Here is a 12,640-nt window from a genome sequence, read left to right on the forward strand (position 1 = left end):
CTGATAACAGCGTTAACCAAACAGCGTCTGCAGGTGCAGGCAGGCGTCATCATATTCACTGCGCTCAAAAATCCCCTGATGCAGAAATGCTTCCATCTGCGGATAGAGCGTAATTGCCCGGTCCAGCATCGGATCGCTGCCGGCGGCGTAGGCGCCAACGCTGACCAGATCGCGGTTACGCTGATAGCTGGACAGCAGCTGCTTAAACTGCCGCACGCGGGCGTAATGTGTTTCATCAATCAGCGAGGTCATTACGCGACTGATCGACGCTTCGATATCAATAGCCGGGTAGTGACCCGCTTCCGCCAGCCGGCGCGACAGAACAATATGCCCGTCCAGAATGGCGCGCGCGGAGTCAGCGATAGGATCCTGCTGATCGTCACCCTCGGTCAGTACGGTATAAAACGCCGTGATTGACCCGCCGCCGTCGATGCCGTTCCCGGCACGTTCTACCAGCGCCGGCAGCTTGGCGAATACGGAAGGGGGATAGCCTTTAGTTGCCGGCGGCTCACCAATTGCCAGCGCAATTTCACGCTGCGCCATCGCGTAGCGGGTCAGCGAGTCCATGATCAGCAGCACGTGCTGGCCGCGATCGCGAAAATCTTCCGCAATGCGCGTGGCGTAGGCGGCGCCCTGCATGCGCAGCAGCGGGGAGACATCGGCCGGCGCGGCGATCACCACCGAGCGGGCGCGGCCTTCGGCACCCAGAATATTTTCGATAAACTCTTTGACTTCACGGCCGCGTTCGCCAATCAGGCCAACCACAATTACGTCGGCTTTGGTATAGCGCGCCATCATGCCCAGCAGCACCGACTTACCCACGCCGGAACCGGCAAACAGTCCCATGCGCTGGCCGCGTCCCACCGTCAGCAGGGCGTTAATGGCCCGCACGCCAGTATCAAGCACGTCATGGATCGGCGTGCGCTGCAGCGGGTTAAAGTGCGGGGTGATCAGTGGTGCGCGATAACCGGTTTCAGGCGCAGGCAGGCCATCAAGCGGCTTGCCGCTGCCATCCAGCACGCGTCCCAGCAGTTCCGGTCCCAGCAGCAGCTGTTTACCGCTGTGATCGCCGTTCATCCGCGCATAGACGCGGGCGCCGGGCAAAATACCGTCAACTTCTTCCAGCGGCATCAGAAACAGCTTCTGCCCGTTAAAGCCCACCACTTCACTCTCTACTTCGGTGATGTGGCCGTTGTCATGGCGTTCAATAATGCAGGTTGCGCCCAGCGGCAGCTGCAGCCCGGTCGCTTCCAGCACCAGCCCGGTGGCGCGCGTCAGGCGCCCATAGCGTCGCACGGTCTGCACCTGGCTGATACGCTGTTCAAAGGAGTCGAGTGCGCCAAGCCAGCGCGACAGACGAGACGTCATCAGAGTGCTCCCGGCGCTGCCAGACGGCACAGCTCCTGCCAGCGGGTTGCCACGCTGGCGTCAAGATCGCCATCTTCAGCGCTGAGCTTGCAGCCGCCGGGGTGCAGCGTACTGTCCGCCAGCAGCCGCCAGCCGTGCAGATCAAGCGTGGGGCCAAGCGTCTGCTCCACGCGCTGCAGATCGTCCGGATGCACGCGCAGCTGCGGTTTGCCGCTGAACATCGGTTCCTGCTGGATCAGCTGCTGGATTTGCCGCAGCAGGGCGCTGCCATCCACCTGCGTCGCCTGACCGATAACGGTACGGGCGGCCTCCAGCGCCAGCTGCATCAGCCGCGAGGCGATGACGCTGTCCAGCGCTTCCAGCGTATGGTGGAACTCGGTCACCAGCTGCTGCATGCGCGCCTGCAGCGGCGCCTGCTGCTGCTGTGCGTCGGCCAGACCCTGCTGAAAGCCGGCGTCGTAGCCATTCTGCTGCGCTTCCGCAAATCCTTTCTGGTAGCCTTCGCTGTAGCCCTGCGTCTGCGCATCTTTACGCATCTGCTGCTGCATCCGCTCCAGCTGCTGTTGCTGCTCATCCTCTTCGCTGAACGTCATGACATCAGCGTCAGCATCATGCCCCGCAGGCGGCAGGTCAGGCGTGGTGCTCAGCGGCGCTGCCAGATCGTCAGGCAGCCAGCGCTGCCACGGACGGGCAGAAAATGCATCAGACATAGGTTTCCTCGCCGCCACCAATCACCATTTCGCCCGCTTCTGCCAGACGGCGTACCACCAGCAGAATCGCTTTTTGTTCGTTCTCTACTGCAGACATACGCACCGGACCGCGGTTGGCCAGGTCGTCGCGCAGGATGTCGGCTGCACGCGCAGACATGTTCTTGAGGAACTTCTCGCGCAGCGGCTGCTCGGAACCTTTCAGCGCAATCAGCAGCTGCTCGGACTCCACTTCCTGCAGCAGACGCTGGATGCTGCGATCGTCCACTTCCACCAAGTTCTCGAACAGGAACATCTCGTCGATGATTTTCTGTGCCAGTTCGCCGTCGAAGTCGCGTACCGCTTCGATGACCGCCTCTTCCTGCTGCGTTTTCATCAGGTTGATAATTTCGGCCGCGGTTCTCACGCCGCCCATCTTCGCACGCTTGAGGTTGGTGCCATCCAGCAGGCTGTTCAGGACTTCAGTCAGCTCCGCCAGCGCCGCCGGCTGAACGCCGCCGAAGGTGGCGATACGCAGCATCACATCGTGACGCAGGCGTTCGTCAAACAGCGCCAGAATATCGGCCGCCTGACCACGTTTCAGATGCACCAGGATTGTGGCGATGATCTGCGGATGTTCGTCGCGGATAAGATCGGCAGCCGCCTGCGGCTCCATAAAGTTGAGCGTTTCCATACCGCTGGTGGTTTCGCGCGTCTCCAGGATATCTTCCAGCAGGCTGGAGGCGCGCTCCTCGCCCAGCGCCTTGATCAGTACCGAGCGCAGGTAGTCGTTGGAGTTCAGGCTCAGCGCCGCAAACTGCTCAGCATCGGTCTCGAACTCGCGCAGAACTTCCGTCAGCTGCTTGTGCGATATCTGTTTCATGCTGGCCATCGCCGCGCTGAGGTGCTGCACTTCACGCTGGTTCAGGTGTTTAAACACTTCAGCTGCGCGCTCTTCGCCGATGGTCATCATCAGGATGGCGCTTTTTTCTGTACCGGTCAGACTCATAGTTCGTTACTCATCCATTCACGGATAACCAGCGCCACGACGCGCGGATCGTTTTCAGACATATCGCGGATGCGCTGGCTCATCACTTCGGCGCTCATGCGGTTAGAAGATTTACGCTCCTGGTCCAGCTCATCTTTATTAATCTGCACGCTATAAGCAGCTTCTTCTTCCTGCGCAGCGGCGCGGGCAGCCACGGCTTCAGCAGCGGCCTGTTCCGCCTCGCGTTTGCGCATCAGCTGCGGACGCACCAGTTTGCGGTAGAGGATGAACGCAACCAGCGCCACCAGCAGCCAGCGGCCGGCATTCATCAGCTGATCGAAGAACGATTGCTGCTGCCAGAACGGCAGATCGCCACCTGCAGGCTCGGTGGTATTGAATACCGAGTTCACCACATTGATGCTGTCGCCGCGCGTCTGTGAATAGCCCATCGCTTCGCGGGTTAAATCTTCAATCTGTTTGATCTGCTGATCGTTCAGCGCGACCGCTTTGCCTTTACCGTCATCGCGGTAGTTCACGACCACGGCGACTGACAGACGCTGCACATCGCCAACGTTGAGTTTGGTGTGGCGGATTGAGCGGTCGAGCTCATAGTTCACCGTATCATTACGGCTGGAGCTGCTCGGGCCGCTGCTCTGGCTGGCGGTGCTGGTGGTGGTACCGGCATTCTGCGCCGCATTGTTCTGGCCATTAGCCGCGTTCTGCTGCGCCGGATTTGTCACCGGTGCATTGTTAGCAGGCGCGGGCTGATTAGAGAGGGCGCCAGGTACGCCACCCGGATAAGCGCTGCCGTTCTGATCGCTGGTGCTGGTCTGACGCGAACGCACTGCCGAGTTAGCTGGATTGGCGTTTGGCTGATACTTCTCATCCGTTTGTTCACTGCGGTCGAAGTTAATCTGAGCGGTGACCTGCGCGTGTACGTTGCCCTGGCCAACAATCGGGTTCAGGATCGCTTCAATACGCTGCTGATAACGCGCTTCAACTTCAGCGGCATATTTCAGCTGGGCGTCGTTGAGATCGCGTCCTTCACTGTCGGAGCGGGTCAGCAGGCGGCCGGTCTGATCGACCACGGTCACGTTGCCCGGCGGCAGGCCCGCCACGCTGCTGGAGACCATATGCTGGATGGCCTGGATCTGCCCTTCATCCAGTGCCCGGCCAGGCTGCAGCGTCAGCGTCACTGAAGCCGACGGCGCTTTCTGTTCGCGAACGAAGAGGGTAGGTTTCGGCATCGCCAGGTGCACGCGTACGGCCTTGACCGGACCCAGCGTTTCAATCGTGCGTGCCAGTTCACCCTCCAGCGCACGCTGGTAGTTGATCTGCTCGCTGAACTGGCTGATACCGAACTTCTCTTTATCCATCAGCTCAAAGCCTACCGAGCCACCTTTCGGCAGGCCCTGCTGCGCAAGGCGCAGGCGCAGTTCATGCACTTTATCGGCCGGCACCATCAGGGCACCGCCGTTTTCAGCGAACTGATAGGGGATGTTCATCTGCGTCAGCTGGGTGACAATGGCGCCGCCATCTTCATCAGAGAGGTTGTTATAGAGCACGCGGTAATCGGGCGCTTTGGCCCAGAGCACCAGCGCCAGCACAACCGCAATGGCTGCGGCCGCAGCGATGATGAGGGGAATTCGCGGATTAGCGCGCAGGCGGGCGAAAAGGTCTGTTATGCCTTTCTTTGCTGTATCCTGTGTAGCGGCTGCACTCGCATTCATGACCGATTCCTGCCTGACATAATTGACCGGGTAAGTTGTGGTAACAAAACAGACTCCCTGATACGTCTACCCGGTAATTGCGCTGCTGGCCATTAGAGTGCCGGCGGTAGCTGACGAAGTGAGCTCCCCGCACGGGCGTTTCCTTTCGGACCGCGCCGCAAAAACTTTAGGGTAAAAATGAAATTCCAATCTTATGGCAGGCATTATTGATGAATCGCATGACTTCGATGGCTGAATAAGCCGGGGTTTTAGGGGCTATTTAGCGCCTTTGTCCTATTGACACTGTGCTAACTTTGCAGGCGTAAAAAATTCACTCCCTTTTTCTGCGAGGTATAAAGATGTCAATTCAGGCAATAGATGGCGTGCTGCAGCAGCTGCAGATGACCTCACTGCAGGCTGCCGGCAAGGAAACTCACTCCTCCGGTCAGCTCGATTTTGGTGCCACGATGAAAGCGGCGCTGGACAAGATCAGTGAAACCCAGACCACCGCCCGCACGCAGGCGCAGGATTTTGAGCTCGGTAAGCCTGGCGTACAGCTTAACGACGTCATGGTTGATCTGCAGAAGTCCTCTATCTCTATGCAGATGGGCATTCAGGTGCGCAACAAGCTGGTGAGTGCGTACAGCGATATTATGAATATGCAGGTTTAGGTAGATTAACTATATGATCTAAATATAGTTATTAGTCAGATGGCTTTAATGTGGGACAGTGATGGGACAAAATCATTCAGTTTTTCGTTAAGAAGACTCCTTTGGTCCTCATCATTTTCTTTCATCCAGGAACCGTACACCTGATAAACCATCTGTGCGTTAGCGTGTCCCATCTGACTGGCGATAAAGTTGGGATTTGCCCCTGCAGAAAGTGACCAGCAGGCGTATGTGTGTCTGGATTGATATGGCTTACGGTAAGTTATGCCTGCACGCTTAACTGCTGCCCGCCATGTCTGAGGAATAGAACCAATTGTGTAGTAATCATTGCTGACATTGTTTATCGCGTTTACTTTTGGATTGAAAACGAATGTGACCTCATCCTTACTGCTTTCCCATACTCACGCGATAACAGAGTAATGACTGCCGGCGGACGCATTCTGGTGATTTCAAGCTGATCCTTCAATGCCCTAATTGCTGAGTCGACCAAAAATACGGTGCGCGCACCCGCGTCTGTTTTGGGTGGAGTGAAGTCTCCCTGGTTAGTGAGGTTTCGCCTGACGGTGATGGTTCCCCTGATCAGGTCGATGTCCTCCCATGCGAGTGCGCAAAGTTCGCTATGTCGCAATCCGGTATACACAATAACCGTTTTCATACGCAAACTTAAAAAGTGAGTACTGGTCTGGCATACACGTGTTGACGTATGCCACCGACCTGCCTTTGCCATGCCTATTTTTTCCGCGCCCGTATACGTAGCTTCCTTTCAATAGCTCCAGCCGCATGCGCTGGATATCCTCCGTCTTGATTGCCCGACTCATCCTGTCGGCGCCGATAATCCCGATCGTTGTTGTTAGCCGGGTTTTGTAAGAGTCAAGCAAGTTACGGCTGATTTCAGTCTCCTGTATAGAGAGTCAGCCCTTGGTCAGTGCAGCATTGTTCGTATCAAAAACTCATCAGCGCTGCGGGCAGCGCTGATGAGTTTGTAATGGGGCAAAGTGTTTTGCCTTAGTTACGGCCTGCCAAGCCGTACGGCTTCGGAGAACTTGCAGTGTATAGATCTGCACTTCAACTATGGCATTAGCGCATGCCTTGAGGTTGCCGTTAAAGGAGCGGAATACGAAGTTTTCGGTTATTACTTTTGGGGATCAATAAGGGTTATGGTTATATATTCCTGCCACAAAGGTTTCTTCTTTTATCCGGTTACGCTACGCCTTAAAATAAATCACCACCGCCAAATTCTAACACAAGCTTTTATTTCAGGGTTCGTGTTGCCGCATGCCCTTTGAGTATCATCACGCGTAACTGCCATTATTTGAAATTTACCAGCTTTGTTGAGGGGGTGCTTGTTGGTAGGGCTAACCATGACTCAATAAATGAAAAAGCTGTTGCTGTGACTGATATAGGTTGTGTAGCCTGTGATTTTTTCCTCAGAATAGGGGCGTGGCAAGACGTTCATGCTTACGTTGATGCCAATAATGTGAAAATAACTGAGCACTGGAATCAGGAATATAACATCCTAAGTACAACGGGCCGGCAATCAGCCTACTATTCGATTGCAAACCTAATGGGATTTCGGACCCATATCCGGCTCCGAATGGCGGAAACCGCCATTGTTTTGTATGTAATGCTGGTTCATCATTTGTTTGCGGCCAAACTGCGACTTCTCAAGCACTACAGCCTATTAAAGTGGCTGGGTAGCCTTTATCGCCTTTTACCATAAGAGGCTTGCAGCACAACTCATCTAACTTGTAAAGATTGTAAAAAATTAAGCCATCGTTATAATTATGTAAAATCGTTTGATGGATAAAATCAATGCAGAGCAGGAAACTCGATTCTATACAGTTCCTTCGTGGGATAGCAGTGCTATTAGTGATCGCTTTTCATTTTAGACAGTACATAAACTCTGTTTATGCACAATCCGATCTCGGAGACAGATTGTTTGGTCTAGGAGAGGTTGGTGTAGATATTTTCTTTGTTATAAGTGGCTTTATAATTGTCTACTCATCAAAAAATAGAGAAAATAATACTGCAACTGAGTTTTGCATAAAAAGATTCTTTAGATTATATCCTGTGTACTTTCTTGTTTTAATGTTTCTTGTTTTTTGTGACTCTGCGCAGTCATATTCATTCTCTAAAATAGCAAAGAGTTTGCTGTTAATACCAAATGATTACAACTCTATAGGTCCGTGGTTTGGGTTTAGCATCAACTTGCCGGCATGGACACTTACATATGAAGTAATGTTTTATGCTCTTTTTGCTGTTTCTATAGGAGTCAGCCATAAGTATAGGACTTTACTATGTATATTTCTGGTGATAGCTGTCGTCAGCGCAAGCCAGCTTTACTTCCGTGGATATCTGCAGGTTGACCCAATTACAAGGGATGCTGGCCCAGACTCTTTGCTGCGCAATTTTACGTTTCTTTCCAGCCCGATTATTTATGACTTCATATTTGGTATGTTTATTGCTGAGTTTTACATGCGGGCAAGCGATAAGTTAACAGGAAATAAAGCATTTATTATGCTTATGGTATGCATTTTCTGGGTTTCTGTTGCGTTGATAATCTCTGGATATAACAGAGGCGGCGGCATTGAACGGTGGGGCCTTTATTCTTTCGCTCTGGTCGGTTCGCTTGTAATGTTAAGTAAACACATTGATATTAAGTTTGGCAGCTTCTGGATTATGATAGGGGAGATGTCTTACTCTATTTACATAAACCACATGGTGGTTAAAAAACTAGCTGGAATTTATTTAAGAGATTTTGGAATATATAAAGCTAACGGCGGTATAACTTTGTTCCTGATTCTTTTTATTTTAACTTTTGCTATGTCATACCTTACTTACAACCTTATTGAGAAACCAAGCGTAAGCATTGGGCATAAACTCGCAGAAAGCATAAGACGCAATAGATTACGCAAGATGAAGTCTACCAGCACGCCATGATTCATAAAAAAGCCCCGGCGACGGGGCAATCCTGTACCGCGCCGATCTGAGCGGGCTGCGGGTGGGAGCCTAAACAGTAACCACTCACGCCGGCCGTAGCAAATAAATATCCATACTTCTCCGTACTCCCTGGTATGAAAGGTGAATGATATCTGTGGATACATTCTTGTCAGTTGGCGCTGGTCCCGGAGAATCTATACTGCTGCGTCAATCATGCTGATGACTCTGTTAGCCCGCTTCTAGGGTTTAACGCCGGAAAAATCGATGAGTTTGTAACATCATTAGCTCTTTATTATACAGATCGCTTCGGATATCAACATCACACCATTGAAGGCTTACGTCAGCTGGTACAGCAAGCTATCAGCGGTTTTGGCTCGATCCTTAAAGATTCATTTAAGGATGGGGCAACGTTAACATTACCTAATGAATTGCTTTTCAGGTGTTCAAATGATGAATATTACCGCTGGTCAGTTGGACTACTTAAATCTGTTTCTGCTGGTTCTATCTCGTTCCAAATGAATATAAGTGTAAAGGGCAGGGGTGTCATATGCGTCTACATATTCAACTCAGCTTATAAACAGAGGTGATGAGCTTGTACAGTTGATTCCGCCGACAGGATGGAAAGTAATTGGTTTTGAGGCGTGGATTATTATAAGAACATGAAGGCAGGCAACCTCAGTCGCGCCGGTAGGCATTGTAAGCCTCAGTGACACTGGGGTTAATTTACAAACACCGATAAATGCAGCTAACACCTTCAGGCTGAACTATAAGCTCAGGCTGAAGGTGAACAAGTAATTTCTACTTGAGTTTTATATGGATGCCTGACCCGGTATCCAGATCAAAAAAGCGGGTAGCGATTGATTTGTTAACAAGCATGCTGGCAGGAGGCACACCCATCTCAGCCTCAATGCCATATTGCTTGAGCATGACCATTCCAGACCAGCTGTAGAGTGGCATTACCATCCATTTAAGGGAAGGAAATCTCTTAAACTCCATATTAGTCGCCGGGCTTGTAGCTATCTGGCCACTGATATATATCTTCTTGCCTTCCAAGTTTCTAGGTATTGAGGATGAAATTTCGTAGAAAACCTTATCCTCAAGTGACCTTTGCGATTTACTGGCATTACCATAAGCTGACGCATAAGACAGAGAGAACACAACAGGGATAATGCATACGAAAGCTGAGGCTTTTCTATTCCCTATCGTTGATGCAAGATACCCGACCAGTAGCATTAGACCAGGCAATCCCATCATAACCCGAGGTGCAACAACGGTTTTATCGATAAATACAAAAGGGCCTGTCACAGAGAAGGCAGTAACAATAATTCCAATAGTGATAACCAAAAAAGCAACAAACTTTGAAAATGGCGATTCTTCGGATTTTATTATTTTTATGGCAAGAAATATCAATCCAGCAATGGCTACGATCAGAGCTAATATCCAAGCCATGAATAAGGAATGGTTCATTAGGCTGTTTGCAATATTCCAGAACCTATCAATGTTGTACATTAGGCTTTCAGCAGGATTTTCAGCCTTAGTTACTAAATCTGAGTGAACATTTTTTGAAAGATAAAAGGGAGTAATACCTTTCATGTAAACCAGCATAGATAAAGCTGCAGATAAAGCCCTTTCGATAGAGATCCTTAACGCATTAGTCCCGCTCCTATTCGTATAAAGTAGGTAAATTATTTCTATTGCGCAAAGTGATAAGAATACATTTATGGTTGCCTGATATAGGCTCAGCGCCATAACTAAGCAAACGGTGCCAGTTGCTACGCGCACCCAGGGGCGTAACGAAGAGACAGCAACAGAATAGGGTAGCGCCGCGAGGAAAACGCCCAACATCATAGGGAAGCAGTCAAAACGATACGATAAGTTTTGTAGTATAAACGGGCTTAGTGAGAACAGAGAAAATACGATACCGGAAGATATGCCTCTTTGTAAGGCAAATCGTGAATATAAGATCAATGAAGAAGCGCCAAGCAAAGCGCCGGCAACTACCAAAGAAAAAGGAAATGCATCAATAACATAGCCATTTCCAAACCCCAAAGCCATTACCACAACATCTGAAAGCGGACGACCTAGCACACCCCAATATGGCTCACCATTAGCGGATCTCAGGATATCATCCTGATAAAGTATCCCAGAAAGCATTATCGGAAGAATGAAAAGAGCAGTCGCGATAACTATGGCCCATCCACCACTATCCAGCTTATTAATTTTAATCATTGTCATTCCTTTGCTTAATTATGAAGCGTGGCCTTTGCTTAGTTTCTACGTAAATTCTTCCAATGTACTCACCGAGCACCCCTATCCCGATGAGTTGCACTCCGCCGAGGAAAAGAATTGATACCAGGATAGAGGGATATCCCCTTACAGGATTACCAAATACCAATGTGTCGAAAATCATCCATGCTCCGTAAAGGAACGAGGCTGCAGCGACGAACAAGCCGATATATGTCCACATGCGCAGCGGGAAAGTTGAAAAGCTTGTAATGCCCTCTAAAGCCAGATTCCACAGTTTCCAGCCATTAAACTTTGACGTGCCAGCCACGCGTTCAGCCCGGGTGTATTCAACCACATCCACGCGGCCGCCTACCCAGGACAGGATACCCTTCATAAACAGGTTGCGCTCCGGAAGGAGTTTGATGTGCTCGACCGTTTCACGCGACATGAGGCGGAAGTCACCAACATTCTCTTCAATCGTTGGCGAGCTAATTTTGTTGTGCAGGCGATAGAACCACTCCGCTGTTTTTCGCTTCAGATGGCCGTCAGTGCTGCGATCTGCACGCTTGGCCAGTACCACATCAGCCCCTGCCTGCCAGCGCTCAATAAGCTGCGGAATGACATTGATCGGGTCCTGCAGGTCAACATCGATTGGGACCACTGCATCACCGATCGCGTGCTCAAGCCCTGCGAAAAGCGCGGGCTCTTTGCCAAAGTTGCGTGTGAAGGACAGCGCTTTAACCAATGGGTCTGACACTGACAGAGCATTGATTATCTCTTCAGTGGCATCCTTGCTACCGTCGTTGACGAATACAATTTCAACCTCGTACGCGGTAAGCTCCCGGCGTACTTCCTGATAGAAAATTGGTATCGCGTCCTCTTCATTGAAGACGGGCACCACGAGGGATATCTTCATTTTGCTTCCCTGAAAACGATGTACCGTGAATAGATAAAGCCACAGAAAAGGCTTATTGCGGAGAATGCTACAAGAGTAACCAGCGGTGCTAATCCCGACCTGTCAGCCGCCCAGCCAACAGCTGAAGCCAGAGATCCCATAAAGGCGACATAAATCATGTAGCGCAGAGTTGTTGTCTGTGAGTTAAACGTCCAGCGCGCGTTTGCAAAGAACGAAAACGTTACTGCAACGCAAAATGCGCCAAAGTTGGCGAGTGACTGAGTGGCATCTGAGGTGCAAAGTATCAGATAAAAGACGGCCCAATGAATAGCAGTGTTCAGCACGCCAACACTGACATAACGCGAAAATAGTTTGAGCATAAGGTTTAGCTTAAGTTAAGAATTTACCGATCTTATACATAGTTAAACAGACTGCAACCCTTTAAGAACAATCGCATAAAAAAGCCCCGGCGTCGGGGGCAATCCTGTACCACGCCGATCTAAGCAGATTAATGAGCGGGTGCCTAAAAATGATCACTCATGCGAGTCGCAGCAAATAAAAATCCATATCTGGTAACGATTTTGCAAAATCTACTGCTGACGCGTCTTGATCCGATCTACTGATTGCTATTAATGCATATATACAGTTCTTATCAAAGAAATTTTTGACCATGCTCTGCGAGTGCCGGATCAGAGAAGTGTTCATCAATTCCATTAAGCGCAAGCCATCAGGCCGCAGCATCATTATTACTGCTGATCTCATTGAAGAGCCGAAGCATGTTATCTGGTACTTCACGCTCAAAGCAGCGAATGAGTGCATTAGTAATTCTATGAACACCTTCCGAATGTATCAACGCATAAGGGTGAACGTGACGTGGTTTCGGTTGAATTTTAATGGTAGTCTCTAATTGGGTTCCTTCGCCAGCGTAGGACTATATAGAGTCCTACGCTCAGCCTCAGTGCAGTATTCATTCCCAACCCGCCAAGATTATTCTAATGTTCATAGTGTCTTAACTGGCCTTCAATTTCATTGAAAAACCCAGCGTAAACGTTGGCTATAAACTGGCAGACAAAATCAGGCATAATAGGCTAAACAAACCCCAATCCACAACGACCAGCTAGCTTCAAAAAAGCCCTGATAACAGTGTAATCGCAGACCGT

The 12,640-nt window shown here is 50.5% G+C and carries 12 protein-coding genes; 3 read left to right on the top strand and 9 right to left on the bottom strand.

Translation table 11 applies throughout. The annotated features are described in order from the left end of the window. Positions 1-12 precede the first annotated feature (12 nt). From fliI to fliF, 4 genes are read right to left on the bottom strand one after another with little or no spacing between them, the layout of a single operon-like run. A complete protein-coding gene (gene fliI / locus BBA90_RS10140; RefSeq protein WP_065649016.1) occupies positions 13-1,368 on the bottom strand; it encodes a flagellar protein export ATPase FliI in 1,356 nt (451 codons plus the stop codon). Next, positions 1,368-2,078, bottom strand: a complete 711-nt coding sequence (fliH, locus tag BBA90_RS10145; protein ID WP_065649017.1) for a flagellar assembly protein FliH — start codon at positions 2,076-2,078, stop codon at positions 1,368-1,370. The genes fliI and fliH overlap by 1 nt, the downstream gene beginning before the upstream one ends. After that, complete coding sequence (gene fliG / locus BBA90_RS10150; RefSeq protein WP_065649018.1) at positions 2,071-3,063, bottom strand: flagellar motor switch protein FliG; 993 nt, start codon at positions 3,061-3,063, stop codon at positions 2,071-2,073. The genes fliH and fliG overlap by 8 nt, the downstream gene beginning before the upstream one ends. After that, positions 3,060-4,772 carry a flagellar basal-body MS-ring/collar protein FliF gene (fliF, locus tag BBA90_RS10155; protein WP_065649019.1) on the bottom strand — a complete coding sequence of 571 codons (1,713 nt, stop codon included), beginning with the start codon at positions 4,770-4,772 and terminating at the stop codon, positions 3,060-3,062. Before fliF ends, fliG begins: the two co-directional genes overlap by 4 nt. A 338-nt stretch (positions 4,773-5,110) precedes the next feature. Between fliF and fliE the strand changes: the two genes are divergently transcribed. Continuing rightward, positions 5,111-5,422 carry a flagellar hook-basal body complex protein FliE gene (gene fliE, locus BBA90_RS10160; protein ID WP_065649020.1) on the top strand — a complete coding sequence of 104 codons (312 nt, stop codon included), beginning with the start codon at positions 5,111-5,113 and terminating at the stop codon, positions 5,420-5,422. 35 nt (positions 5,423-5,457) lie between these two features. Here the strand turns inward: fliE and BBA90_RS19660 are convergent, their stop codons facing one another. Further along, positions 5,458-5,763 carry a tyrosine-type recombinase/integrase gene (locus tag BBA90_RS19660; protein WP_139074210.1) on the bottom strand — a complete coding sequence of 102 codons (306 nt, stop codon included), beginning with the start codon at positions 5,761-5,763 and terminating at the stop codon, positions 5,458-5,460. 5 nt (positions 5,764-5,768) lie between these two features. Further along, entirely contained in the window at positions 5,769-6,146 is a 378-nt protein-coding gene (locus tag BBA90_RS19665) for a tyrosine-type recombinase/integrase (protein WP_139074181.1), read from the bottom strand. A gap of 555 nt (positions 6,147-6,701) precedes the next feature. Here BBA90_RS19665 and BBA90_RS10170 point away from each other — a divergent pair. Beyond that, the gene (locus BBA90_RS10170) at positions 6,702-7,139 is read left to right on the top strand and encodes a hypothetical protein (protein ID WP_065649022.1); all 438 of its coding nucleotides are present in this window, start codon (positions 6,702-6,704) and stop codon (positions 7,137-7,139) included. Between the two features lie 92 nt (positions 7,140-7,231). Continuing rightward, positions 7,232-8,359 carry an acyltransferase family protein gene (locus BBA90_RS10175; RefSeq protein ID WP_065649023.1) on the top strand — a complete coding sequence of 376 codons (1,128 nt, stop codon included), beginning with the start codon at positions 7,232-7,234 and terminating at the stop codon, positions 8,357-8,359. A 798-nt stretch (positions 8,360-9,157) separates the two neighbouring features. Here the strand turns inward: BBA90_RS10175 and BBA90_RS10180 are convergent. Genes BBA90_RS10180 through BBA90_RS18775 form a run of 3 tightly spaced genes read right to left on the bottom strand, consistent with a single transcriptional unit; the run spans position 9,158 to position 11,860 of the window. Next, positions 9,158-10,588, bottom strand: a complete 1,431-nt coding sequence (locus tag BBA90_RS10180) for a glucosyltransferase domain-containing protein (protein WP_065649024.1) — start codon at positions 10,586-10,588, stop codon at positions 9,158-9,160. Next, positions 10,581-11,501 (bottom strand): glycosyltransferase family 2 protein, encoded by a 921-nt coding sequence (locus BBA90_RS10185; RefSeq protein ID WP_065649025.1) that lies wholly within the window; start codon positions 11,499-11,501, stop codon positions 10,581-10,583. The genes BBA90_RS10180 and BBA90_RS10185 overlap by 8 nt, the downstream gene beginning before the upstream one ends. Beyond that, entirely contained in the window at positions 11,498-11,860 is a 363-nt protein-coding gene (locus BBA90_RS18775; RefSeq protein WP_075050730.1) for a GtrA family protein, read from the bottom strand. The genes BBA90_RS10185 and BBA90_RS18775 overlap by 4 nt, the downstream gene beginning before the upstream one ends. Between the last annotated feature and the right edge of the window lie 780 nt (positions 11,861-12,640).

Origin of the sequence: Pantoea eucrina, assembly GCF_001691555.1 — a bacterium.
GTDB classification, from domain to species: Bacteria; Pseudomonadota; Gammaproteobacteria; order Enterobacterales; family Enterobacteriaceae; genus Pantoea; species Pantoea borealis.

Bases quoted from the DNA above. Each gene is read 5' to 3' on its own strand.
- fliG (WP_065649018.1), bottom strand. From the start codon at position 3,063: ATGAGTCTGACCGGTACAGAAAAAAGCGCCATCCTGATGATGACCATC.
- BBA90_RS18775 (WP_075050730.1), bottom strand. From the start codon at position 11,860: ATGCTCAAACTATTTTCGCGTTATGTCAGTGTTGGCGTGCTGAACACT.
- fliE (WP_065649020.1), top strand. From the start codon at position 5,111: ATGTCAATTCAGGCAATAGATGGCGTGCTGCAGCAGCTGCAGATGACC.
- fliH (WP_065649017.1), bottom strand. From the start codon at position 2,078: ATGTCTGATGCATTTTCTGCCCGTCCGTGGCAGCGCTGGCTGCCTGAC.
- fliF (WP_065649019.1), bottom strand. From the start codon at position 4,772: ATGAATGCGAGTGCAGCCGCTACACAGGATACAGCAAAGAAAGGCATA.
- BBA90_RS10175 (WP_065649023.1), top strand. From the start codon at position 7,232: ATGCAGAGCAGGAAACTCGATTCTATACAGTTCCTTCGTGGGATAGCA.
- BBA90_RS10180 (WP_065649024.1), bottom strand. From the start codon at position 10,588: ATGATTAAAATTAATAAGCTGGATAGTGGTGGATGGGCCATAGTTATC.
- fliI (WP_065649016.1), bottom strand. From the start codon at position 1,368: ATGACGTCTCGTCTGTCGCGCTGGCTTGGCGCACTCGACTCCTTTGAA.
- BBA90_RS10185 (WP_065649025.1), bottom strand. From the start codon at position 11,501: ATGAAGATATCCCTCGTGGTGCCCGTCTTCAATGAAGAGGACGCGATA.
- BBA90_RS19665 (WP_139074181.1), bottom strand. From the start codon at position 6,146: ATGGCAAAGGCAGGTCGGTGGCATACGTCAACACGTGTATGCCAGACC.